The organism is Stenotrophomonas sp. 01N47 (assembly GCF_056399165.1).
In genome coordinates, this window is record NZ_JBFTQU010000013.1 from 39690 (window position 1) to 62476 (window position 22787).

Consider the following 22787-nt stretch of genomic DNA (forward strand, 5'->3'; position numbering starts at 1 on the left):
CTCCGTGCATCCGGCCACCTGTCGAGATGGTGACATTCACGTGCCGAGGCAGGGCGCGCCAGGATCCCTCTACGCCATGACAGACGCGATGCCTTCCTCTCCAAGCCGCGGGGATTCCACCCTTGAAATTTCAGTGGTGGCGCCGGTTTATGGCTGCCAGGGCTGTCTGGAAGACCTTGTGGACCAGGTGGAAGCGGCGATCACGACGATGGGCGTCAGCTTCGAGATGATCCTGGTCGACGACGCCAGCCCCGACGGGGCCTGGGCCCGGATCGCGGAACTGGCCAGCAGCCGCCCGTGGCTGCGAGGCCTGCGTTTGTCGCGCAACTTCGGCCAACACTCAGCCATCTCCGCCGGTATCGAACACGCACGTGGCAAATGGACCGTCGTCATGGACTGCGACCTGCAGGACGTGCCCGGCGAAATTCCGGCGCTTTATCGCAAGGCCAATGCCGAACAACTGGATGTGGTGTTTGCGCAGCGCCTGGAACGTCAGGACACCCCGCTCAAGCGCCTGTCCTCCTGGACCTTCTTCAGTGTGCTGGGTTGGCTGACCGGCGTTCCCCAGGACCCGAGCACGGCCAACTTCGGCATCTACCACCGCAAGGTCATCCAGGCCGTGTGCCAGATGCCCGAACGCGACCGTTCATTCCCGTTGATGGTCAAGTGGGCCGGCTTCCGCATCGGCAAGTTGCCGGTGCAGCACCAGGCCCGCACTGTCGGGGAGACCTCCTACACCCTGCGAAAGCTGCTCAAGCTGTCGATGAACATCGCCTTGGGCTACTCCGAAAAGCCGCTGCGGATGGTTGCCGGCACCGGCATCGTCTGCTCCCTGGTCGCCTTCGTGCTGGTGGCCATGAGCCTGCTGCGCTGGTGGGACGGGGACATCGAGGTGGCCGGCTACACCTCCATCATCGGCTCGGTCTGGCTCATTGGCGGCCTGGTGATGTTCTGCCTCGGCGTGGTTGGTCTGTATGTCGGCCAGGTGTTCCGCAACGTGCAGAAGCGCCCGTACTACATCGTCGCCGATGCGGTGAACGACGCAGAGGAAATGCGGTGAACGTGGTCATCGACAACGGCCAGGGCCGCATTGCCGCGCGCCTGACCCCCTGGGACGAACGCGCACTGGGCTTTGTCACCGTCGAGGTGACCTGCCTGGAGATCTCCACTGCCGAGCAGGCTGCCCCGCTGCTGTCCGAACTGGAGCAATGGTGCGCCACGCATGCCGTGCACTACCTGTTCGGCCGCATCGACGCGACCCAGACGGCGGCCAAATCGGCCCTGCTGATGCAGGGTTATGCCTTCGTGGAAACCTCCCTGACCGTCTCGCGCAGCGGCTTTGCCAACCTGCCGCCGGTACCGCGCGGCATGCTGCCGACGCTGCGTCCGGCGACCGGTGCGGACGTGGCCGAACTGCGGCGCATCGCCACCACCGATTTCGCGCATGGCCGCTTCCTGGAAGATCCTGCCATCGACCCGCAGCGCGCGGCGCTGCGCACCGCCAACTGGATCGAAGATCTGGTCGGCGGCGGGTTGGCCCAGGTCGCCGAATCACGCGGACGCACCATCGGTTTCCATGCCGAACGCGTGGCGGCTGACAACAGCAACTGCGAGCTGCTCCTGACCGGTGCCACCGGCCCCTATGCGATGCTGGCCCTGCCGCTCTGGATCACCGCTCTGGAATCGCTCGCCGCACGCGGCGTTCCGCAGTGCACGACCCTGGTTTCTGCCGCCAATACGGGCATCCTCAACCTTTATGCCCGCCTCGGCTTCCATTTCAACAGCACCCTGTTTGGGTTCAGGAAATTTCTATGAATAACACCGTTACCGAAGACAAGGTCGTTGCCGTGTTCGCCCGTGTGCTGGGCATCGCGGCCGACAGCGTGAACGATGAACTGCGCTACGCCACCATCCCGCAGTGGGATTCGATCGCCCACATGTCGGTGGTGGCCGCGCTGGAAGAAGCATTCGGCGTGATGATCGACATGGACGAAGTGATCGACATGAGTTCGGTCGGCAAGGCCCGCGAAATCCTGCGCAAGCACGGCGCGGCTGTCTGATCATGGCCGACGTCGCGCCCGTCATCCTGGTCACCGGTGCATCGCGCGGCATCGGTCGTGCGATCGCCCTGCAGCAGGCTGCACAGCACGCGCAACTGGTACTGGTGGCCCGCGATGGACAGGCCCTGGCTGAACTGGATGCACAGGTTCAGGCACTCGGCGCGCCGCCGGCATTGTGTGCGGCGCTGGACCTCACCGACGCCGAGGCCATCGCCGGCCTGTTCAAACAGGTCTTTGCACGCTTCGGCCGGCTGGACGGACTGGTCAACAACGCTGGCGTGCTGCATGAAGGCCTGCTGGGCATGATCCGTGGCGAGGACATCGACCAGGTGCTGGCTGTCAACGTCAAGGCACCATTGATGGCGATGCAGTACGCATCACGGCTGATGGCCCGCAGCGGCGCAGGCAGCATCGTCAATCTGGTGTCGATCATGGGAATCAATGGTGCCGCCGGGCTCAGCCTTTACGCAGCCAGCAAGGCGGCACTGCTCGGTGCCACGCGCTCGGCCTCCAAGGAGCTGGCCCCACGCGGCATCCGGGTCAACGCCGTCTCGCCGGGCTTCATCGACACCGACATGACCCGCAACATGCCTGAGGCAGCGCATGCCAAGCGCGTTGCATCGATTGCGATGGGCCGCGCCGGCACCCCCGAGGAAGTCGCCGCGCTGGTGGCCTTCCTGCTCAGTGATGCCTCCACCTATGTCACCGGACAGGTGATTGGCATCGACGGACAAATGGTGGTCTGAATGTCGTTCTGGAACCTGGAGCAGCACGGCGCGCGCATTGCCCTGATCGACGGCGAGCAGTCGCTGGACTACACCGCGTTGGCCAAGCTGGCCGACCAGCACGCCACACAGCTTCCGGACGGGCGCGGCATGGGCCTGCTGTGCATGCCCAGCCATGTCGATGCCGTTGCCCTGTACCTTGGCGCGCTGCGCAGCGGACGCCAGGTTCCGCTGCTGCTGCAGCCGGATACCGACCCGCAGCTGCTGGCCGCGCTGGTGGCGCACTACCAGCCGGACTGGGTGGCCAGCCCGGGCAAGGCCGCCGAAGGCTACCGGACCGTGCAGCAGGGCACAGCGGTGTCCCTGCACGTGCGCGAGGCGGACGCAGCAACCGACGCGCCACATCCTGACCTGGCACTGCTGCTCAGCACCTCCGGCAGTACCGGTTCGTCCAAGCTGGTGCGCCTGTCGTCCACCGCCCTGGACGCCAATGCCAGCGCCATCGTGGAGTACCTGGGCCTGCATGCCGAAGATCGCGCGATCACCACGTTGCCGTTGGCCTACTCGTTCGGCATGTCCATTCTCAACAGTCACCTGGCCGTGGGTGCATCGGTGGTGCTGAGCGAGGACAGCCTGATGACCCGCGAGTTCTGGGACAGCGCACGCCGTCACGGCATCACCTCACTGTCCGGTGTCCCGGCCACCTTCGAGATCCTGCGGCGAATGGGCCTTGCCCGGCTGCAGCTGCCCAGCCTGCGCATGCTGACCCAGGCCGGCGGCCGCCTGCGCGATGAACTGGTGGCTTATTTCGCTGAATCCAGCCAGGCCCATCGCCTGGAGTTCTTCGTCATGTATGGCCAGACCGAGGCATCGCCACGGATCAGCTACGTTCCTTCCGCACGCATCATCGACAAGGTCGGCAGCATCGGTATTCCGGTCCCCGGTGGCCGTATGCAGGTCGATGCCGCGACCGGTGAGCTGATCTATTCCGGCGCCAACGTGATGATGGGTTATGCCAGCACCCGCGCCGACCTGGCCAAGGGTGACGAGCTGCAGGGTGTGTTGCGCACCGGCGACCTCGCCCGCGTCGACGAAGACGGTTTTCACTACATCACCGGACGCGCCAAGCGCTTCCTGAAAATTTCCGGCAACCGGGTCAATCTCGACGAAGTCGAGGCCATGCTGTCGTCTGCACTGAGCCAGCAGATCGTCTGCTCAGGCGACGATGACGACCTGGTGGCCTTCAGCCACGGCACCGAGATCGCCGAACAGGCGCAGGTGCGCCAGCTTGTGCAGGAACGCTACAAGCTGTTCGGTGGCCACGTCCGTACCCTCCATCTGGATGCGCTGCCCCTGATGGCCAGCGGCAAGGTGGATTACCAGAGTCTCCGGCAGATGGCCGGACAAGGAGTTGCAAGGTGACCCTGCCCGCTGCGCCGGCTGCCGATGCGGCCGCCGCCCTGGATGTCGATGTCTTCGGCCTGGACCGCGCACAGAAGCGCGCCTGGCTGCTGGACGGGCTCAATCGCCTGACCGGCCACCACCGCGCGCAGTGCGCCCCTTATGCGCGCATTCTCGACGGTCTGTGGCCGGCCGACGACGCGGCCAGCCTTGAGCAGGTACCGTGGCTGCCGGTGCGCATGTTCAAGCTGATGGACCTCAAGAGCATCGAGGATGACAAGGTTTCGCGCACACTGGTATCCAGTGGCACCACCGGTGCCGCGGTATCGCGCATTTTCCTCGACGCCGACACCGCACGTGCCCAGGCCCGTGCCCTGACCCGCATCTTCTCCCACTTCGCAGGTGCCAAGCGCCTGCGCATGCTGGTGGTCGACGACTCCAGCTTCCTGCGCGACCGCAGCCGCTTCAATGCGCGCGCCGCAGGCATCCTCGGCTTCTCCAATTTCGGCCGTGACCACCTGTACCTGCTGGACGAAGACCTGCAGCCGGACTGGGCCGCACTGGAGCAATGGCTGCAGGCCCAGCCAGACGAGCCGGTATTGCTGTTCGGCTTTACCTTCATCGTCTGGCAGTCGTTCGTGCAGGCCGCACGCCGCGACGGCAAGCAGATCCGCTTTCCGGCCGGCAGCATGCTGGTACATGGCGGCGGCTGGAAGAAGATGGACGAGCAGAAGGTCGACAATGCCGCCTACAAGGCCGCACTGTCGCAGACGTTCGACATCGAGCGCGTGCACAATTACTACGGAATGGTCGAACAGGTCGGCTCGATCTTCTTCGAATGCGAGCAGGGCCACCTGCATGCACCGGCCTATGCAGACGTGATCGTGCGTGACCTGCAGGACCTGCGCCCGGTACCACATGGCACCACCGGTGCCATCCAGGTGCTGAGCCTCCTGCCCGAAAGCTATCCCGGCCACAGCCTGCTGACCGAAGATCTCGGCGTGATCCACGGCGAGGACGACTGCGCCTGTGGCCGTCCCGGCAAGCACTTCGCGGTGCTTGGCCGTATCAAGAACGTGGAAATCCGCGGCTGCAGCGATACCCGCACGGTACCCAACGCATGACCAGACTGCTCTTCTCAATCCACCCGGACGCCGCGCTGGACGCTGAACTGCAACGCCTGTCAGCACTGCCGCCGCTGCTGCCGTTCAGCGCACCGCTGCGCGAGTTCGTCGCTGATTTCTCCCGACGTGTATTCGCACTGCCGCAACTGCGCCAGCACCCCGAGCTGGCCACCCTGGGCCACTGGTTCCGCGGCGCTGCGGTCAACCAGCTGTCGCAACGCATCGGAACGCACCCGACCGAACTGGACCTGGCCCGCGGCCTGATCTTCCATCTGGCGCCGGCCAACGTGGACGTACTGTTCGCATACGCCTGGCTGATGTCGGTGCTGTCGGGCAACACCAACGTGGCGCGCCTGTCGCAGAAGCAGAGCACCCAGCGCGATGCGCTGGTTTCGATCCTGCATGACATGCAGCGCGAGGGCCTGCACCCGCAGGTACTGGAACGTGCAGTGCTGCTGACCTACCCGCACGACGATTCGATCACCACCGCGATCTCCCGTCACTGCCACGCCCGTATCATCTGGGGCGGGGACGCCACTGTCGCCAAGATCCGTTCGCTGCCGATCTCCCCACTGGCCGTCGAACTCGCCTTCCCGGACCGCTTCGGTGTAGCGATGATGCGCGCAGCGGCCCTCACCGAAGGCAGCGATGCCGATCTCCAGGAACTGGCCCGGCGCTTCTGCAACGACGTACTCTGGTTCGGCCAGCAGGCCTGCTCGTCACCGCGCACCCTGTACTGGGTCGGCGATGAGCCCGCAATCACGGCAGCCAAGGCACGCTTCTGGCCGGCGGTGCGCATGCAGGCCGCCGCACTGGAAGACGAGCCGGCCGCGCTGATGGCACGGGTGACCGACGCCAACCTGCTGGCTGCAACCGGTCATGGCGTGCACTCCGCCGATGCCATCGGCCTGTACCCGCTGCGTCTGGAAGCGGCGCGCGCCGATGGCGGGATCCGCGAGATCCAGTCCGGCCACGGTCTGGTGGTCGAAATCGACCTGCACGGACTTGATGCGCTGGCAGCACAACTCGATGACCGCGACCAGACGCTGGTACAGCACGGCTTCACGGCTTCGGCGCTGCGCGACTTCCTATGCGGTCTCGGCAATCGCGCCATCGATCGCGTTGTGCCGTTCGGCCGCGCCCTGGACTTCCACCCGGTCTGGGACGGCACCGACCTGCTGGATGTCCTTACCCGCAAAATCACCCTGCCAGCGACCTGACCCGATGAGCTACGTTTTCATTGCCTTGACCATCCTGCTGACCGTCTATGGCCAGCTCATGCTGAAGTGGCAGGTCAGCCTCAATCCCGGGTCGACCATCGACGGCCTGAACCTGCGTGCGATCATCACCCTGCTGCTCAATCCCTGGGTGATCAGCGCCTTCGCCGCGGCATTCGGCGCTTCGCTGTGCTGGATGGCGGCCATCGGCCGGATGCCGCTGAGCAAGGCCTACCCGTTCACCGCATTGAGTTTCCCACTGGTGGCAACCCTTGCGGTACTGCTCTTCCGCGAGTCCTTCGACTCGCATAAGATCGCCGGCACCGCCTTGATCATCCTGGGCGTCATTGTCCTGTCTCGCTCCGGAGCCTGAACCATGTCGCAGAAGACCGATGGGTTGCACGCAGTGCTTTCACACCCGGCGGTCTACGACCTGCTGCAGAACCTGCTGGGCGCCCGTCGTTCCCGTGCACGGCTGATCCGCGACCATATCCGCCCCCGCCAGGGTGATCATGTCCTCGATATCGGCTGCGGTACCGGCGAACTTTTCAGCCAGCTGCCCGCGGGCCTGCGCTACGTCGGGTTCGATCTGTCCCAGGACTATATCGATGCCGCACGGAAGCGCTTTGGTGACCGCGCGCGCTTCGAATGCATGGATGTGGCCGACTACAAGGTGGGTCAGGAGCAGCAGAAGGCCGACCTCGTGCTGGCCATCGGCATCCTGCACCACCTTGACGATTCACACGCGCGGGCGCTGATGCGCACCGCACATGCCGCCCTCAAGCCGGGCGGCCGTTTCATCTCGCTCGACGGTGCCTACGTCGATGGCCAGTCGGCCATCGCCCACGGCCTGATCGCCCGCGATCGTGGCCAGAGCATCCGCACACCGTCCGCCTACCATGCCCTCGCCGAGGCAGAGTTCGGGGTGGTCAAAGGCCAGGTCAGAAGCGATATGCTTTTCGTCCCCTATACACACTACATCATGGAATGCGTGCGCGAGGCCGACGCCAGCCACGATCAGGAGCAGCAGTGATTCCTTTCAACAAGCCGTTCATGACTGGCCAGGAACTGGTCAACATCACCCATGCGCATGCCAATGGGCATCTCAGCGGCGATGGTCCCTTCACCAAGCAATGCCATGAGTGGCTCAATGCGCGCACCGGCGCCAGCGCCTCGCTGCTGACCCACTCGTGCACCGCCGCCCTGGAAATGGCAGCCCTGCTGCTGGACCTTGAAGACGGCGACGAAGTGATCATGCCGTCCTACACGTTTGTCTCGACCTCCAATGCATTCGTGCTGCGTGGGGCGGTGCCGGTGTTCGTGGACATCCGCGCGGACACGCTGAACATCGATGAGGCGCTGATCGAAGCGGCCATCACCCCGCGTACCAAGGCCATCTGCGTGGTGCATTACGCCGGTGTATCGTGCGAAATGGACGAGATCCTGGCCATTGCCGCGCGCCATGGCTTGGCGGTGGTCGAGGATGCCGCTCAGGGCATCATGTCCACCTACAAGGGCCGGCCGCTGGGCACCCTCGGCGATCTCGGCGCCCTGAGCTTCCACGAAACCAAGAACATCATTTCCGGCGAAGGCGGCGCGTTGTTGTGCCGCGACCACACCCACGCCGAGCGTGCCGAGATCATTCGCGAAAAGGGCACGAACCGCAGCCGCTTCTTCCGCGGCCAGGTCGACAAGTACACCTGGGTGGATGTGGGTTCCTCGTTCCTCCCCGGCGAGATCACTGCCGCCTTCCTGGCCGCGCAGATGGATGCGGCCGAGGACATCACCGCCCGCCGCCTGGCGATCTGGGAGCGTTACCACGCCTGGGCAGCACCGCATGAGGCTGCAGGCCGCCTGGTACGGCCGACCATACCGGCCCACTGCAGCCACAATGCGCACATGTATTACATGCTGTTGCCCTCGCTGGAGGCACGGACGCAGTTCATCCAGGAACTGAAGGCACGCGGTGTGCAGTCCGTATTCCACTACATCCCGCTGCATTCCTCCCCGGCGGGGATCTCCCATGGGCGTACAGGCTCGGCCATGCACGTCACCGACGATATCAGCATCCGGTTGGTGCGCATGCCCCTCTGGATCGGTGTTGAGCCGCAGCTGGATGCAGTGATGGAGGCGGCCGACGCGGCACTGAGGCAGTACGCATGAATGAAGTATCGAAGACACGTGCCGCGCGCCACGAAACGGCGCTGTCGTTTCCAGTGACAGCGCCGATGGCCCCGGTCCTGCGTGCCTTCGGCATTCTGCTGGTGATCGCTGCGTCGGCAAATGCCCTGCTGTACAGCGACGCCGTTGCTACGCCGCTTGTGCAGTCGGACGCGTGGTATTTCCTCGAGAAGTTCCTGCCGCGCTATCTCGATGGTTCGCTGACCTTCTTCGACCTGTTCATGCAGCGCGGTGCAGGTGATCACGCGCAGCCCCTGCAGAAGCTGGTGCTGCTGTTTCACACCAAGTACTTCGATCTGGACTTCCGCATCGAGGGTTTGATAGGCATTGCCATCGGCATCGCCTGGTGCTGGGCCATTTCCCGCGAGATGACGCGCCAGCCCCAGGCTGATTCCCTGCGCAACGCGTTCTCGTGGCTGTGCATCGGGCTGGTATTCGCGCTTGGCCTGTCGCTCAACAGTTCCAACATCTTCACCTGGCCGCTGGCGACACTCGGGTACATCCCGCTGCTGCTGGGCACGCTGTACTTCTCGCTGGTGATGAGCGAGCTGGAGAAAGCCAGGCCAGTGCTGGTGCTGCTTGCGACCCTCCTGCTGGGTCTGTGCACCGACGAGATCGCACTGGTGCTGGTGATCGCCGCAGCGCTTGCCTGCGTACCGATGCTGAACTGCTCGCGAGGCAACAAGCTCAGGATTCTGGCTGCCGGCGTGGGCGGCCTCATCCTGGCGCGCGTGTTTCTGTGGTGGGTCGCGCAGCACGCAGGCACTGGCTCGGCCGTACTGCTCCCCAGCCGTGGCCTGGTCGAATCGCTGTTTACCGCTGACGCCTTCAGCGGGCTGTTGATCCCCTTCTCCGACAGCCTGGTGCACCTGCAGCTGCTTGCCTCGCGCTTCCCCGACAGCACCGGCAAGGCAGCCTTGGTTTGTGCCGCCGTAGTGCTCGCTCTGCAGGTGTTCTTCTGGGTGACCGTATTCGGTGCCTGGCGTGCACGCGCCTATGACCGTACGTTGGCCATGGCCACGTTCCTAATGCTGGTGGCGTATGCCCTGACCGCGGGCATCATCTTGAGCAGGGTGCCTGCGTTCGACTGGAACTATCTGCACCAGCCGCGGTATGTCATGTCCTACCAGATCAACCTGGTGGCCATCGCGGTGATGTTCCACCATCGCCTCACGCGCCCGACGTCGCCCGCCTCGACGAGGACTGGCGTGATCGAGCGTGGCGCCATCATGCTGTTGATCGCCGGCCTGCTCGGCGTGCAATGGCAAGCGTCGGTCTACAACTGGAAACTGCCGCACTACCTGATTCCCTATTGGCAGAACACGGCACTGGCCATGCAACGGCTGGCAACCGACCCGCGCAACCCGCCGGCGGCCTGCCCGGACATCATGACCGTATGCGGCTATCCCGAGGAACAGCGGGTGAAACTGATCTCGCTGCTGGAGGACAAGCAGCTGAACATCTTTTCCAACCGGTTCCAGATCCGTAATCGCCTCTACCCGTCACTGGCCACGGTGCCCGGTTTCTGGCCAGGCACCACGCAGGAACAGCGTTTCGACCAGCGCATCATGCAGGCATCAGCGCAGGCTACGCTGGTGGCCACTCCAGTGACTGGCAGTTGCAGCGGGCGCGGTGCAGCACAGCCGGTGCACATCCAGTTTGATACCCGGAACCTGGCGCCTTTCGGCGCGCAGTTGTGGGTGGACTCGGTGGGTGCACAGCGAACGTTGCTGGCCAGCACGACGTCACAGGAAACGACACTTACGGTCGAACACGCGTTGCCGGACCACTCCTTGCTGTCGCTGGTCCGCTCCGACAGCCAAGGCGTCCTTACCCAGCAGCAGATCGAGCTGCCGGCCTGTCCTGCAGAGGCACCGGTGCACTGACCCCGCTGGGATCAGCCCGGAGAACCAACAAAATGCCGGCGCGGGATTCGCGCCGGCATTTTTGTTGCCGCCCTGCCAGTACTGCGCAGCTTTCTCTAGTGCGCCTCAACCACATGTGCCGGCGGCTTGCGCTTCAGGCGTGAAAGCGGGCGGTCGATCAAGACGACGATCAGCCACGACAATGCAACAGTGGCTGCAAATGCAGGCAGGAAGAACGTGGTGAACGGACGGGTGAAGCCGCAGGCGCAGACAAACCAGGCCGCCACCGTGGTGTGGATCAGGTAGACCGGATAGCTGAGGTCGCCCAGCATCTTGTCCAGCTTGCCCCCGCGCTGCTGATGCAGCGATACCACCATCCACGCCGACAGCAGCAGCGACGCGTACAGGCCCCAGTCCCACGGCCAGCTGGGCACGAAGAACCATACTGCACCATGCAGCAGCCACGCCGCGCAACTGATGAAGGGCATACGGATGCGCGCCAGCGATTCACGGTACTGGCAGACCAGCGCGCCGACCGCGAAGGGCAGAAGGCACGGCAGGAACGTGGCGTAACGCTCGCCGAAACTGTCCTGATGAATGCCCAGCTTGAGGTTGATCAACGCGCCAATGACCACGCCGAGTGCCGCCGCACCTCGCGAGGTCGCCATCATCGGCATCAAGAGATAGAAACCCACTTCGATGGCCAGCGCGTTGGCGACCGGCACCGGAAGGCCACCGCGAGTGATGCCCGGGAACAGGGTGACCACATAAGCCCAGTCCTGCAGACCGCGCGGCATGTGGAACTCGCCGTTGATGGGACGAAGATCGATACCCACGCTGCCGTAGTACCAGAGCGTAAGCAGGCCCATGATCGCGGCCAGCCAGTAGAGCGGGAAAATGCGCATGAAGCGGTTGAACGCGTACGCCTTCAGGCCTGCACCGTCAAAGCCGTACTTGGTCGTCAGCACCAGGGTCATGAGAAAGCCGCTGAGCACGAAGAACGCCCACACCGCATAGGCCGCATAGCCGTGCGGCATGTTTGACCACAGATGCGAGGCTGCCACCAGCGACGCAAGCACGAAACGGCTCGCACCGAATCCAAAGACAGGCATTTTCAAGATACGGCTCCGGTGGGCAGGAAAAGGTTGTGCAGGTCCGCCCCGATCAAGGGGACGGACAGGCCGTAGCCACGGCACGGATGGTGGCCAGAATCCGACCGTTGCCGTCGCTCAGGGTCAACTCGGAACCGTCATTGATCCATGGCCCCGTGACCTCGTTGCCTGCGGCACCACCTTCGACCCAGACCTTCGGCGCCTGGGTCAGACTGCCCACAGTAGTTTTAACGAAAGACACACCTGCGACCTCGGACGCCCATACAACCTGTACTTCGGCGGACGATCCGGCCGCACCCCGGCAATCAAGCTTGATTACCTTCGGTTGGACCGACATGCCATGCACACTTGCATGGACCAGGCTCATTCCGGCAACAGATGCGTCGGTCACCGCAGCCTGCAGGCCGGGCACTTCGGGTGCGGTTCCGGCCGCGCCAGCGCGTCGCCGTCCGGCTTCATCACAACAGCCTACCAATGTCAGCACCAGTGCGCAGACCCACAGCGCACGCGATTGAGTCCGCATGGAATGCTCCTAGAGATCGCCATCAACCGAGGCGAAGACGACGCATTTTCACGCATGCGACCGGCAGCGTAAAGCCCGTGTTCGCTTGCCTGCGTGGCCCACAAAACCATGGACCAGGGCCCGCCGGTGCCGCTCACCGGCGGGGTTGTGGATGCTCAGCGAGCTGCAATGGCCTTGGACAGGATCCGCCGCAGGGCATCATCCGAATAGTGCCGGTCGATGAATCTGCGGCCATCGTCCGATACCTGCTGCCAACGCACGTCGTCCTGTAGCAGCAGCACGATATGTGCTGCCATGCCGGCGGCATCATCGGCCGCTGGCATGAAGGTGGCTGCCTCGCCCAGGCCCTGCATGCCGACCGAAGTGGTCACACAGGGCAGGCCATGTCGCAGGCTCTCCAGCACCTTGCCCTTGACCCCGCCACCGAAACGCAGCGGTGCCACTGAAACTCGAGCCTTGCGGTACCAGCCCTCCAGCACCTCGTCGCTTACATAGCCGGTAACGTCGATGTTGTCGGACGACATGGCCAGTATCTCCGGACGCGGGTTGGACCCGACCAGACTCACACGCACTGCCGGCAACTGCGCCTGCACCAGTGGCAGGACCTGGTCAACGAACCATCGCGCTGCATCCACGTTCGGCGCATGCGCGAAACCGGCCACGAACAGGATATCCCGTCGCTCCTTCGCTTCCGGCACATCGGCGTCGACAACCGGCTCAAAGGCATAGAGCGGAATGGTTTCCGCACGAACGGCCGCATCCGGTGCCTTGCTCGCCAGCCAGTCGCGGACGTGGGTGGTTTCGTCACTCGACGGGTACAGCACCACGTCGGTTTCCTGCCAGAGCGCGTGTTCGAAATCACGGAAACGCTCGGCCTCGCGCGCGAGTGCGGGATCGGGCTGCAGCTGCAACTGCTGCTGCATTCGCAGGTGATGGATGTCGTGGCCGTAATAGACCAAGGTCGCCTTGCTGTGCCGACGCACGCTGGCGACCAGTTCTGCCGATACGTGCGGCCGGTTGAGGATCACCGCGTCCAGGTAGCGCCCGTTGCTGGCCATCCACGCGTCGAAACCGTCCACCCCGACACAATCCGCGCCGTACATCACTTCGATGCCAGCACGCTGCAGGGGGGGCGCATAGACCGCATCGAGGTAGGCGTTTGCCGGCCAGAACGTCACCTGGCAGCCCTCCTGCAGCAGCGTGTGCATTACCTGGCAGGTCGCACGCGAGCCAGCGTCTCGGTCCGGTTGCGGGATGTAGTGATCGACCACCAGCACGTGGCGCTTGCTGCGCGAGCGATCGCGTGCAAGGAAGACATTCTCGCTATTGGCAAACTGGCCCTGTTCAAGCGTGGCCTTCCAACGGGCGAGGAACTTCTCGCGATTGATTGCCTGCCACGCCTTTACGCCGCTGCCTTCGTCGGTGCCGCTGGAAACACCTTCATAGTGCACGACCACCGATGCCGGCTGCATGTAGACCTTCAGCCCGCGTGCGCGCACGCGGAAGGCAATGTCGGTGTCTTCGTAGTACGCCGGTGCGAAGTGCTCGTCAAAGCCACCCAGCTCCTGGAAGAGCGCCATCGGCAGCATGATCGATGCGCCGGACACATAGTCGACTTCCTTCAGGTAGTTGTAGGCCGGACATGTCGGATCCTGCAGCCGGCCGTGGTTCCATGCGCTGCCATCAGACCAGACGATGCCGCCAGCCTCCTGCAGGCGCCCGTCCGGATACACCAGCTTGGAACCCACCAGGCCAGCATCGGGATGGCTTTCGAAGACATCGACCAAGGCATCCAGCCAACCCGGCCGCACTTCGGTGTCGTTGTTGAGCAGATAGACATAGCGGCCCCTGGCCAGGCTCAGCGCCTGGTTGCAGGAGCGCAGGAAACCCAGGTTCTTTGCATGGACGTGGTAGCGAAGGCCGGGAATCGTTGACAACGCATCGATCCTGGGATCGCCGGAGGCGTCCTCCAGCACCAGCACCTCGAAGGAAACCTTCGCGCCGACACGGGCAATGGACGCCACGCATGCGAGGCTCTGCTCGTAGTTGCCGTAGGTAGGAACCACGATACTGACAACCGGATTCTCGACCTCTGCAAAGCGCACATCCTTCTGGATCGCCTGCGGGTCGCGCATGACATCGTCCAGCAGCAGTCCTTCAAGTGGCGCCGGCGCAGAGGCCTCCTGCCGCAGCAGCATCCTCTTGGCCATCGGAACCATCGGCTTGAGCAGCGGATGGCGCGCCAGTCCGGATGCGCGCAGCGAATGCAGCACCGTGCGCCACTCACCCCGCAGCACGCGACCGGCCAGACGCAAGGGCTTGGTGATGCGCCAGGATCGGGAATTGATCAGCGACGCGGTGAGTTGCTGCAGCCCATGGAGTTCGGCCCTGTAGGACTTCAGCAGTGCAGACACTTCGTCTGCGTCTGCGCCGCCTTCCAGGTCCTGTACGGTGTCTGCATGGCCCACACCGGAACGCTCCATCAGGTGCTGGATCTGCTGATGGTGCTGCTGCAGTGCCTGACGCGCCGCATCCGTCAGGCCGGTCACTGCATTAAGCCTTTGTTGAAGACCTGCGCGCGCGTCCCAGATCTCAGCCATCGCAGCTTCCAGCCGCTCGGCCCTGGCTCTTTCGCCCGACAGTTCGTCATGAAGCGAGTCGACCAGCGCGCGCTGGCTCTGCTCCTGTCCGCGCAGCGCCTCAAGGCACCCATGCAGTTCTGCCACGACCGACTGCTCGCGCACCACGTGGCCACGCAGTTCGCCGATCTCTGCATCCTGGGCCTGCGCCCAGCGCGCCACCTCATGGTGATGCGCGTACAGATCCTCTGCTTCGGCATACAGTACGGATGCAGGCAGTTGCGGCAACAGCGAAGGGGCGGCCGCAGCGACAACGACGAAATAGACCGCGTCGGGGATGACCGCCGCGCGTTCCATTACCCCTTCTCCGGTATCGGTCAAGGCCTGGTAGACCTTCTGGTCCGGGCCACCATCCAGCGACGTGATCGTCGAGCAGACCGACATCCGGTGCCCGCACAGGCGCGACGCCGGGAAATGGCGCGCTACCAGCGCCTGGAACTCCTCCAGGTACAGTTCCTTGACGTGGTACTCGTTGTGGTAGCCGGCGCGATCGGAGTACACCTCCTTGTTCGGCGAAGACATGACCATCACACCATCCGGCCGCAGCACGCGGCGGATTTCGGACATCATCTCTTCCTGCTCGTACAGGTGTTCGATCGTCTCGAAAGACACCACCACATCCACGCAGTCATCGGGCAGCGGGATCGCGGCCGCCGAGCCCTGCAGGTAACGCAGGTTGGACACATCGGCGTAGCGCTCCGCCGCATGAGCGACTGCCTCGGGCGAAATGTCCACGCCGCGCACCGACCGCGCACCGCCGGCCAGCATCGCGCTACCGTAGCCTTCGCCGCTGGCAACGTCGAGCACATCCTTGCCCGCGACCAGCGGCAGGCACCAGGCGTACCGGTGCAGATGCTCCTGGCGGATCACACCGTGTTCGGTGGGGACGAAACGTTCGCCGGTAAACTCGATCATCAGGATTCCTTGTTGACATCGATGGCCAGCATGGGCAAGCCCACCAGGCCAAACCGCATGGTCTCGTCGATCGCGCGGAATTCCAGCGCGTCATGGATCCAGTGCTGCTGTGTGTGGTCGTGCTGGTCGCCGGAGGCCACCGCTGCATCGATCATGTAGGAGCCGGAAGGCATCACCGGCATGCGGAACAGGAACGAGGCTGCAATGCACTCGCCTGGCATGCCACCCACGGGTGCATCCTTGCAGGCGAAGTAACTGTTGTCACCGAACAGGCGCTGGCCCAGACGATCCTTGACATAGAAGCCGACGATAAGGCTGTCCAGCGCCTGCAACAGCTCGACGCGGATGCGCAGACGCACCAGCTCGCCGCCTTCGGCCATGCCCAGCGGCGCGCCATGTTCGTCGGTGAGCGCCACATCAATGATGCGTGCGCCTTGGGCACCAAACTCCTGCCCGACATTGTCAGGGTCGAACTGGAAAAGCGCGATACGGTTGCTTGCGCCGGCCTCCAGCAGGGCCTGCTGACGGAAGTCCGGAGCATCGCCAGCCAAGCGCCTCTGCTTCCGTTCGACCACAACCTCGTCCGCACCAGATTCGCGGCGTCCAACCACATGCTGCTCGGTCATGTACGCCTCGATCACCTGCTGCGACGTACCGGACAGGCGCATCTGACCATTCTGGAGCCATACCGCACTCTCGCAGAGGTTGGTCACCGCCGCCGCATCGTGGCTGACGAACAGCAGCGTGCCGTTCTTCTGGAACTCGCGCAGGAAACGCATGCACTTCTGCGAGAAGAAGGCATCGCCTACGGCAAGCGCCTCATCGATGATCAGGATGTCGGCATCGACGTGGGCGATCACCGCGAAGGCCAGCCGCACCGACATGCCGCTGGAGTAGCTGCGCACCGGCTGGTCAATGAACTCACCGATGTCGGCGAAGGCAAGGATGCTGTCCATGCGCGCTTCGATCTGGGGCCGGGTCAGGCCCAGGATCGTGGCGTTGAGATAGACATTCTCGCGCCCGGTGAATTCCGGGTTGAAACCACTACCAAGCTCCAGCAGCGCCGCCACGCGACCCTTGACCGTGATGTGGCCTTCGGTCGGGTTGAGGGTACCGGCGATCATCTGCAGCAGCGTGGATTTGCCCGAGCCGTTGCGACCGACGATGCCCACGGTCTGCCCACGACGGATCGAGAAACTGACACCACGCAGTGCCCAGAAATCCTTGTAGAAGGACTTGCGCTTGCCCGCCAGGGCCTGCAGGAGACGGTGCGAGGGACGCTCGTACATGTGGTACGACTTGCCCACGCCCTGTACGTCGATGACGACGTCATTGTCGATACGGTCAGAGGACATCGGCAAAACCCACGCGCAGCTTGTTGAACATGCGATGGCCCAGCAGGGCGACCGTGCAGGCGATGAGCGTGTAGATGCCAAGCCCTGCCCAGTCGGGCATACGGCCCCAGATCACCACTTCGCGCACCTGGTCGATGATGAAAGTCAGCGGGTTCAGTTCGAACACGATGCGGTAGCTTTCGGGTACGGATTCAACCGGCACGATGGCCGATGACAGGAACAGCATCGCTGCCGCGATCACGCCGGCGATCTGGCCGATGTCGCGCAGGTAGACACCCAGCGATGACACGATCCAGCCGATGCCCACCGTCAGGATCACCAGCGGCATCACCACCAGCGGCAGCAGGGCTGCCGTGGCCGGAACGCTGCCCTTGATGAACAATTGCAGCAGCAGCAGCACCACCATGTTCATCAACAGGTGGAACAATGCCGAGAAGGTCATGCTCCAGACAAGGATATCCAGCGGGAACACCACCCGCTTCACATAGCCGGTATTGGAAACGATCAACTGCGGTGCGCGGGTGAAGCACTCGGCGAAGAAGCCGTGCACGGTCAGGCCCGCGAACAGGATCAGGGCGAAATCGGTGGTCGAACCGGTGGAGCCCGGCCAACGCCCCTTCATGACGAAGCCGAAAGCCAGGGTATAGACCAACAGCATCAGGAAAGGACTGATCAGCGACCACAGCAGACCAAAACTGGCGCCGCGGTAACGGCCCAGGACTTCGCGCTGGCTCAGCTCGAAGGTCAGCGAGCGATGCTTGCCGAATACCGAGAGAATCCCCATCAGCCGACCTTCTGCGTCAGCGCCCGTTCCAGATCCACCTGCAGATCCCCCAGGTCCTCGACACCCACGCTCAGCCGCACCAGCGCATCGCTGATGCCCAGTTGCTCGCGGCGTGCCACCGGGATCGAGGCATGTGTCATCACCGCCGGGTGGTTCACCAGGCTTTCCACCCCACCCAGCGACTCGGCCAGGGTGAACAGTTCGGTCTTCTCGCAGAAGCGCTTGGCCGCTTCGAAACCGCCCTTCAGCACGATCGAGACGATGCCGCCGTAGCCGTTCATCTGCTTGCCCGCCAGCGCATGCTGCGGGTGCGAGGCCAGGCCCGGGTAGATCACCTTTTCCACCGCCGGGTGCTTTTCCAGCCACTGTGCCAGCGCCATCGCGTTGGCGCAGTGCGCCTTCATGCGCAGCGGCAGGGTCTTCAGGCCGCGCAGCGCCAGGAAGCTGTCGAACGGACCCTGCACGCCACCCACCGAATTCTGCAGGAAGGCCATCTGCTCGGCCAGTTCGGCGTTGTCACCGACCACGACCATGCCACCCACCATGTCCGAGTGGCCATTGAGGTACTTGGTGGCCGAGTGCAGCACTAGGTCCGCGCCCAGCTCCAGCGGACGCTGCAGCATCGGCGAGGCGAAGGTGTTGTCGACCACCACGATCAGGCCATGGCGCTTGGCGATGGCGGCGACCGCGGCGATGTCGACGATCTTCAGCATCGGGTTGGTGGGCGTCTCGATCCACACCATCTTCGTCTTCGACGTGATCGACGCTTCGAACGCCGCCAGATCAGTCAGGTCGACAAAACTGAAGTCCAGCCCGGCGGTGCGGCGACGCACACGCTCGAACAGGCGGAAGCTGCCGCCATAGATGTCGTCCATCGCCACCACGTGGCTGCCGGCATCCAGCAGTTCGATCACCGTCGAGCTGGCGGCCATGCCCGAAGCAAAGGCGAAGCCGCGGGTGCCGCCTTCCAGCGAAGCCACACAACGCTCGTAGGCGAAGCGGGTCGGATTGTGCGTGCGCGAGTACTCGAAGCCCTGATGCTCGCCCGGGCTGGACTGCGCATAGGTCGAGGTGGCGTAGATCGGCGGCATCACCGCGCCGGTGCTCGGGTCGGGCGACTGGCCGCCATGGATGGCCAGGGTGGCCAGCGCCAGCGCGCGGTCCGGGGAAGAAGCGTTGGACATGTCGTTTCCTGATTGGCGCCGATGACCGGCGCCGTCGAAGGAGCGGGAGTCTATCAGCGCGGCCTTAACGAGCTTTGACGCGGATAAACCGGGATTCAGCAGCGATCTGCGGCGATAAACGCCTTACTGAACGCGCCGACGCAGGTAATTCAGCAGATCGATGCGGGTGATCAGGCCGAGGAAGGCATCACCATCCATCACGATGGCCACCTGGCCACGGTCGAACACCGGCAGCAGCGCCTCGATGGGCGACTTCACATCCAGGCGGTCCAGCTTGCTGACCATGGCGGTGGCCACCGGGTCGCGGAAGCGTGCTTCATCGCCATAGACATGCAGCAGCACGTCGCTTTCGTCGACGATGCCGACCAGTTGGTCGCCATCCATCACCGGCAGCTGCGACACGTCGTACAGCTTCATGCGCTGGTAGGCGGTGGTCAGCAGGTCGTTCGGGCCGATCACCACGGTGTCGCGCTGGCCATACGGGCGCAGGATCAGGTCGCGCAGGTCGCCGTGCTGCGGGCGCTCAAGGAAGCCGTTGTCCAGCATCCAGTAGTCGTTGTACATCTTCGACAGGTACTTGTTGCCGGTATCGCAGACCAGCACCAGCACCTTCTTCGGCGTGGTCTGCGCCTTGCAGTACTTCAGCGCCGCCGCCAGCAGGGTGCCGGTGGAGGAACCGCCAAGGATGCCCTCCTTGGCCAGCAGCTCGCGCGCGGTGTGGAAGCTCTCGGCGTCGGTGATGGCGTAGGCCTGCTTCACCCGGCTGAAGTCGGAGATCGAGGGCAGGAAGTCCTCGCCGATCCCTTCCACCAGCCAGCTGCCCGACTTGTCGTTGAGCACGCCGTCATTGATGTACTCGGCCAGGATCGAGCCGACCGGATCGGCCAGCACCAGCTCGGTCTTCGGCGACAGCGTGGCGAAGGCGCGCGACAGGCCGGTCATGGTGCCGGAGCTGCCACAGCCGAACACGATGGCATCCAGATCGCCGCCCATCTGCTCGAGGATCTCCGGGCCGGTGCCGAATTCGTGTGCGGCCGGGTTGTCCGGGTTGCCGAACTGGTTGATGAAGTACGCGCCCGGGGTCTGCTCGGCGATGGTCTTGGCCAGGTCCTGGTAGTACTCCGGGTGGCCCTTGGCCACGTCCGAGCGGGTCAGGCGCACTTCGGCACCCATCGCCTTCAGGTTGAAGATCTTCTCCCGGCTCATCTTGTCCGGCACCACCAGGATCAGCTTGTAGCCCTTCTGCTGGGCCACCAGTGCCAGGCCCAGGCCGGTATTGCCGGCGGTGCCTTCGACCAGGGTGGCGCCGGGCTTCAGGTCGCCGCGCTTTTCTGCCGCCTCGATCATCGACAGACCGATGCGATCCTTGATCGACCCGCCCGGGTTGGCGCTTTCGAGCTTCAGGTAGAGCTCGCAGACGCCTGCATCCAGGCGCTGGGCCTTGACGATCGGGGTCTGGCCGATGAGTTCGAGGACGGAAGAATGGATGGGCATTCGGGGGACTTCGGTTCGCGCCACGCAGGGCCGGACCGATGATTATCCGACGGATGGCGACGAAAGTCAGGCCGGTTCGATGCCAAGGCGACAGCCCGCCCAAAAAGGGATGCGGACGGCCCCGGATCGACGAGGAGACCGGTACCGCCCGCATCGGGGGACGTGCCTGCAGGGCCAAGGCACCACCGCGTGTGGTGCCTTGGCGCGACGCCTGCGTTCAGCGGCGCCGCGTTGCCAGGTCAGGAGTGCCTGGCGGGGCCATCGATGGCCGGGTCATGCCATTCCGGGCACGACAGGGGTGCGTCAATGCGTGGGGGACGACGTTGCGAGCGGTGTTTCATACATTCGCAGAAGGCGTTGCTTGGCCAGCAGCTTCTCGCGCTTCATTCGACCCAGGGTGACATCATCGATCGGGAGTACACCCAACTCCGCATCCATGCACTTCTTGTTCAACTTGCGGTGCTGGTCATGGAGTGCCCGGAACTCCGGATCACGCGCGCGACGGGCGTCGATCTCGCTCTGGGGCTGATCTTCAAACATGATGGACCTCCTTCGACAGATACACGAACGCCCCGGCCGCAAGGCACGGGGCGTTGTTCATGGAGGAGTGCCGGTCGATGCCCACATGGGTGCCCACAACGACATGCGGCACTGGCCTGCGCACGTCGATCTGCTGCGGTTCGCGCCCTGCTTGCATCGGCCCGGCCCTCCCATCGTCCGGTCCGCGTTATTGCGTCCCGGACAATTGACCCTACGCTTGCTCTGGACCGGGTTCAAGCCCCTGCGGCAAAAAGACCGAACCCCGCCGAGGCGGGGTTCAGGCTGAATACTCAACACAACGAAAAACAAACGATATCAAGCAATTACGGGGCGATCACGACCTCGGCCGAGCGGGCCCGGGTCGAAGCGGCCTTCTTGCCAGCGACCTGGATCCGGCTGCTGGCGACGCCGGCCGAGACCAGCGCGTCGCGCAGCGCCTCGGCGCGCTTCTGGCCGACGCCAGTGGCACTGTCATAGGCCTCGATGCGGATCCTGCCCTTCTTGCCGATGTTCACGTACTCGGCCAGGGCCTTGGCCTGGTTGCGGGCGCCACCGGACAGGCTCGAGGCCCCGGCAGCGTAGGCGTCACCGGCAAAGGTGAAGACCTCGCCACGGCCATCGAACTTCGACCCCGGCAGCTTCTGCCCCGAGACCAGCTCGGCTTCCTCACGGGCCAGTTTGGCCGCGTTCTGCTGGGCCGAGCTGAGGCGCTGCTGCTGCTTGCCAGCCACGCTGGTCAAGGCGTTCTCGGCATCCTGGCGGGCCAGGGTCTCGGCCTCGGCCGCCTGGCGCAGGCGTTCGGCCTCTTCTGCCTGCATCTGCGCCTGCATCCGCAGCTGCTCGGCTTCCTGGCGGGCGCGGGCGGCATCGCGGCGGCTGGCTTCGATCAGCAGGTCGCTGCGGGTGCGTTCCAGGCGGTCGACCTCACGTGCGGCCAGCGCAGCCCGCACGGCGGTCTCGGCGATCTCGACCCGGCGCTCGGCCAGGTAGGTGGCCAGTTCCTGGTCGCGGCGCTTGGCCTTCTCCAGGGTCGCGATGGCCTGCTGCGCCTGCATGCGCTCGAAGGCACCCAGCTCGGCGGTGTCCGGATTGGCCTGGATCGACAGCAGGCGCTGGCTGAGCTGGCCGACCATCGGGTTGTCCGCGGCGAGGGCCAGCGTCGGCAGGGCCAGCAGCGTGGCCAGGGTCAGGGCGGAGATGGTCTTCATCGGCGGTCCTCCCCGGTCGACAACTGGCGTTGCAGCTGGTTGACCTCGTTGCGGCGCAGCTGCAGCTGTGCGGTAGCCGTGGCTTCCTCGCTGCGGGCACGGGCCAGATCGGCGTCAACGGCAGCGCGCAGGGCCATCGCCGGCGCGTTCTTGCGCTCGCGGCGGTCGCCCGCGGCACGCTGGGCCTGCTCCAGTCCCTGACGGGCCAGCCCGATCAGGTCCGGGGCGTACTGGTCGGCATCGGCCTGGGTGGCTTTGTCCACCGCCTGCCGGGCCTGCGCCAGTTCCAACGCGCCGTCCTGCGCCCAGGCGGGGGCAGAGAGTGCGAATGCAAACGCCATCACATACAGGCTGTGGCGCATTCGTGCGAAGCTAAGTCGTTTCATTGGGGAGGCCGTACCGGTTGTCGGTTCGCGGCCATTGTCGTCAAGCCGGTACCGTGCTTGCAACGGGCACCGGC

General features: G+C 64.5%; 21 protein-coding genes. 11 read left to right on the top strand and 10 right to left on the bottom strand.

Annotated features, from left to right (window positions below; translation table 11 throughout):
- Positions 1 to 4: 4 nt before the first annotated feature.
- Genes AC1DKR_RS19605 through AC1DKR_RS19655 form a run of 11 tightly spaced genes read left to right on the top strand, consistent with a single transcriptional unit; the run spans position 5 to position 10594 of the window.
- Positions 5 to 1060: a glycosyltransferase family 2 protein gene (locus tag AC1DKR_RS19605; RefSeq protein WP_230111652.1), complete on the top strand. Its 1056-nt coding sequence runs from the start codon at positions 5 to 7 to the stop codon at positions 1058 to 1060.
- On the top strand, positions 1057 to 1815 hold the full coding sequence (locus AC1DKR_RS19610) for a GNAT family N-acetyltransferase (protein ID WP_478034593.1): 759 nt from the start codon (positions 1057 to 1059) through the stop codon (positions 1813 to 1815). The genes AC1DKR_RS19605 and AC1DKR_RS19610 overlap by 4 nt, the downstream gene beginning before the upstream one ends.
- Complete coding sequence (locus tag AC1DKR_RS19615) at positions 1812 to 2060, top strand: acyl carrier protein (protein WP_230111656.1); 249 nt, start codon at positions 1812 to 1814, stop codon at positions 2058 to 2060. Before AC1DKR_RS19610 ends, AC1DKR_RS19615 begins: the two co-directional genes overlap by 4 nt.
- A gap of 2 nt (positions 2061 to 2062) precedes the next feature.
- Positions 2063 to 2806, top strand: coding sequence for an SDR family NAD(P)-dependent oxidoreductase (locus AC1DKR_RS19620; protein ID WP_478034601.1), 744 nt, complete (start codon positions 2063 to 2065; stop codon positions 2804 to 2806).
- Entirely contained in the window at positions 2807 to 4207 is a 1401-nt protein-coding gene (locus AC1DKR_RS19625) for an AMP-binding protein (protein WP_230111660.1), read from the top strand. It begins immediately after the preceding gene.
- A complete protein-coding gene (locus tag AC1DKR_RS19630) occupies positions 4204 to 5310 on the top strand; it encodes a LuxE/PaaK family acyltransferase (RefSeq protein ID WP_230111662.1) in 1107 nt (368 codons plus the stop codon). Before AC1DKR_RS19625 ends, AC1DKR_RS19630 begins: the two co-directional genes overlap by 4 nt.
- Positions 5307 to 6530, top strand: a complete 1224-nt coding sequence (locus tag AC1DKR_RS19635; RefSeq protein WP_230111663.1) for an acyl-CoA reductase — start codon at positions 5307 to 5309, stop codon at positions 6528 to 6530. Before AC1DKR_RS19630 ends, AC1DKR_RS19635 begins: the two co-directional genes overlap by 4 nt.
- Before the next feature lie 25 nt (positions 6531 to 6555).
- Positions 6556 to 6900: an EamA family transporter gene (locus tag AC1DKR_RS19640; RefSeq protein WP_230111665.1), complete on the top strand. Its 345-nt coding sequence runs from the start codon at positions 6556 to 6558 to the stop codon at positions 6898 to 6900.
- Positions 6901 to 6903: 3 nt separating this feature from the next.
- On the top strand, positions 6904 to 7560 hold the full coding sequence (locus AC1DKR_RS19645; protein WP_230111667.1) for an SAM-dependent methyltransferase: 657 nt from the start codon (positions 6904 to 6906) through the stop codon (positions 7558 to 7560).
- Positions 7557 to 8690, top strand: coding sequence for a dTDP-4-amino-4,6-dideoxygalactose transaminase (gene rffA / locus AC1DKR_RS19650; protein ID WP_230111669.1), 1134 nt, complete (start codon positions 7557 to 7559; stop codon positions 8688 to 8690). Before AC1DKR_RS19645 ends, rffA begins: the two co-directional genes overlap by 4 nt.
- Entirely contained in the window at positions 8687 to 10594 is a 1908-nt protein-coding gene (locus AC1DKR_RS19655; RefSeq protein WP_230111671.1) for a hypothetical protein, read from the top strand. Before rffA ends, AC1DKR_RS19655 begins: the two co-directional genes overlap by 4 nt.
- Positions 10595 to 10689: 95 nt before the next feature.
- On the opposite strand, the gene AC1DKR_RS19660 is transcribed toward AC1DKR_RS19655, so the two are convergent.
- The 10 genes from AC1DKR_RS19660 to AC1DKR_RS19705 all read right to left on the bottom strand — a co-directional run bounded on the left by AC1DKR_RS19660 (position 10690) and on the right by AC1DKR_RS19705 (position 22689).
- Positions 10690 to 11685: an acyltransferase family protein gene (locus AC1DKR_RS19660; RefSeq protein WP_475279527.1), complete on the bottom strand. Its 996-nt coding sequence runs from the start codon at positions 11683 to 11685 to the stop codon at positions 10690 to 10692.
- A gap of 52 nt (positions 11686 to 11737) precedes the next feature.
- On the bottom strand, positions 11738 to 12208 hold the full coding sequence (locus AC1DKR_RS19665) for a hypothetical protein (protein ID WP_230111674.1): 471 nt from the start codon (positions 12206 to 12208) through the stop codon (positions 11738 to 11740).
- A gap of 155 nt (positions 12209 to 12363) precedes the next feature.
- Positions 12364 to 15762 carry a glycosyltransferase gene (locus AC1DKR_RS19670; RefSeq protein WP_478034617.1) on the bottom strand — a complete coding sequence of 1133 codons (3399 nt, stop codon included), beginning with the start codon at positions 15760 to 15762 and terminating at the stop codon, positions 12364 to 12366.
- Positions 15762 to 17117 carry an ABC transporter ATP-binding protein gene (locus AC1DKR_RS19675; RefSeq protein WP_230111679.1) on the bottom strand — a complete coding sequence of 452 codons (1356 nt, stop codon included), beginning with the start codon at positions 17115 to 17117 and terminating at the stop codon, positions 15762 to 15764. Before AC1DKR_RS19675 ends, AC1DKR_RS19670 begins: the two co-directional genes overlap by 1 nt.
- The gene (locus AC1DKR_RS19680) at positions 17107 to 17901 is read right to left on the bottom strand and encodes an ABC transporter permease (RefSeq protein ID WP_108264749.1); all 795 of its coding nucleotides are present in this window, start codon (positions 17899 to 17901) and stop codon (positions 17107 to 17109) included. The genes AC1DKR_RS19675 and AC1DKR_RS19680 overlap by 11 nt, the downstream gene beginning before the upstream one ends.
- Positions 17901 to 19085, bottom strand: a complete 1185-nt coding sequence (locus tag AC1DKR_RS19685) for a cystathionine gamma-synthase (protein WP_478034624.1) — start codon at positions 19083 to 19085, stop codon at positions 17901 to 17903. Before AC1DKR_RS19685 ends, AC1DKR_RS19680 begins: the two co-directional genes overlap by 1 nt.
- 123 nt (positions 19086 to 19208) lie before the next feature.
- Positions 19209 to 20579 carry a pyridoxal-phosphate dependent enzyme gene (locus AC1DKR_RS19690; protein ID WP_180166682.1) on the bottom strand — a complete coding sequence of 457 codons (1371 nt, stop codon included), beginning with the start codon at positions 20577 to 20579 and terminating at the stop codon, positions 19209 to 19211.
- 303 nt (positions 20580 to 20882) lie between these two features.
- A complete protein-coding gene (locus AC1DKR_RS19695) occupies positions 20883 to 21119 on the bottom strand; it encodes an HP1242/YdcH family protein (protein ID WP_025878453.1) in 237 nt (78 codons plus the stop codon).
- A 323-nt stretch (positions 21120 to 21442) separates the two neighbouring features.
- Positions 21443 to 22327, bottom strand: coding sequence for an OmpA family protein (locus AC1DKR_RS19700; RefSeq protein WP_478034629.1), 885 nt, complete (start codon positions 22325 to 22327; stop codon positions 21443 to 21445).
- Positions 22324 to 22689 (bottom strand): DUF4398 domain-containing protein, encoded by a 366-nt coding sequence (locus AC1DKR_RS19705; protein WP_089238584.1) that lies wholly within the window; start codon positions 22687 to 22689, stop codon positions 22324 to 22326. The genes AC1DKR_RS19700 and AC1DKR_RS19705 overlap by 4 nt, the downstream gene beginning before the upstream one ends.
- Positions 22690 to 22787: the final 98 nt, after the last annotated feature.

Excerpts from the sequence above, each read along its gene's own strand:
- AC1DKR_RS19685 (WP_478034624.1), bottom strand. The coding sequence starts at position 19,085 with ATGTCCAACGCTTCTTCCCCGGACCGCGCGCTGGCGCTGGCCACCCTG.
- AC1DKR_RS19645 (WP_230111667.1), top strand. The coding sequence starts at position 6,904 with ATGTCGCAGAAGACCGATGGGTTGCACGCAGTGCTTTCACACCCGGCG.
- AC1DKR_RS19655 (WP_230111671.1), top strand. The coding sequence starts at position 8,687 with ATGAATGAAGTATCGAAGACACGTGCCGCGCGCCACGAAACGGCGCTG.
- AC1DKR_RS19695 (WP_025878453.1), bottom strand. The coding sequence starts at position 21,119 with ATGTTTGAAGATCAGCCCCAGAGCGAGATCGACGCCCGTCGCGCGCGT.
- AC1DKR_RS19700 (WP_478034629.1), bottom strand. The coding sequence starts at position 22,327 with ATGAAGACCATCTCCGCCCTGACCCTGGCCACGCTGCTGGCCCTGCCG.
- AC1DKR_RS19665 (WP_230111674.1), bottom strand. The coding sequence starts at position 12,208 with ATGCGGACTCAATCGCGTGCGCTGTGGGTCTGCGCACTGGTGCTGACA.
- AC1DKR_RS19620 (WP_478034601.1), top strand. The coding sequence starts at position 2,063 with ATGGCCGACGTCGCGCCCGTCATCCTGGTCACCGGTGCATCGCGCGGC.
- AC1DKR_RS19680 (WP_108264749.1), bottom strand. The coding sequence starts at position 17,901 with ATGGGGATTCTCTCGGTATTCGGCAAGCATCGCTCGCTGACCTTCGAG.
- AC1DKR_RS19690 (WP_180166682.1), bottom strand. The coding sequence starts at position 20,579 with ATGCCCATCCATTCTTCCGTCCTCGAACTCATCGGCCAGACCCCGATC.
- AC1DKR_RS19635 (WP_230111663.1), top strand. The coding sequence starts at position 5,307 with ATGACCAGACTGCTCTTCTCAATCCACCCGGACGCCGCGCTGGACGCT.
- AC1DKR_RS19660 (WP_475279527.1), bottom strand. The coding sequence starts at position 11,685 with ATGCCTGTCTTTGGATTCGGTGCGAGCCGTTTCGTGCTTGCGTCGCTG.
- AC1DKR_RS19615 (WP_230111656.1), top strand. The coding sequence starts at position 1,812 with ATGAATAACACCGTTACCGAAGACAAGGTCGTTGCCGTGTTCGCCCGT.
- AC1DKR_RS19705 (WP_089238584.1), bottom strand. The coding sequence starts at position 22,689 with ATGCGCCACAGCCTGTATGTGATGGCGTTTGCATTCGCACTCTCTGCC.
- AC1DKR_RS19675 (WP_230111679.1), bottom strand. The coding sequence starts at position 17,117 with ATGTCCTCTGACCGTATCGACAATGACGTCGTCATCGACGTACAGGGC.
- AC1DKR_RS19670 (WP_478034617.1), bottom strand. The coding sequence starts at position 15,762 with ATGATCGAGTTTACCGGCGAACGTTTCGTCCCCACCGAACACGGTGTG.
- AC1DKR_RS19625 (WP_230111660.1), top strand. The coding sequence starts at position 2,807 with ATGTCGTTCTGGAACCTGGAGCAGCACGGCGCGCGCATTGCCCTGATC.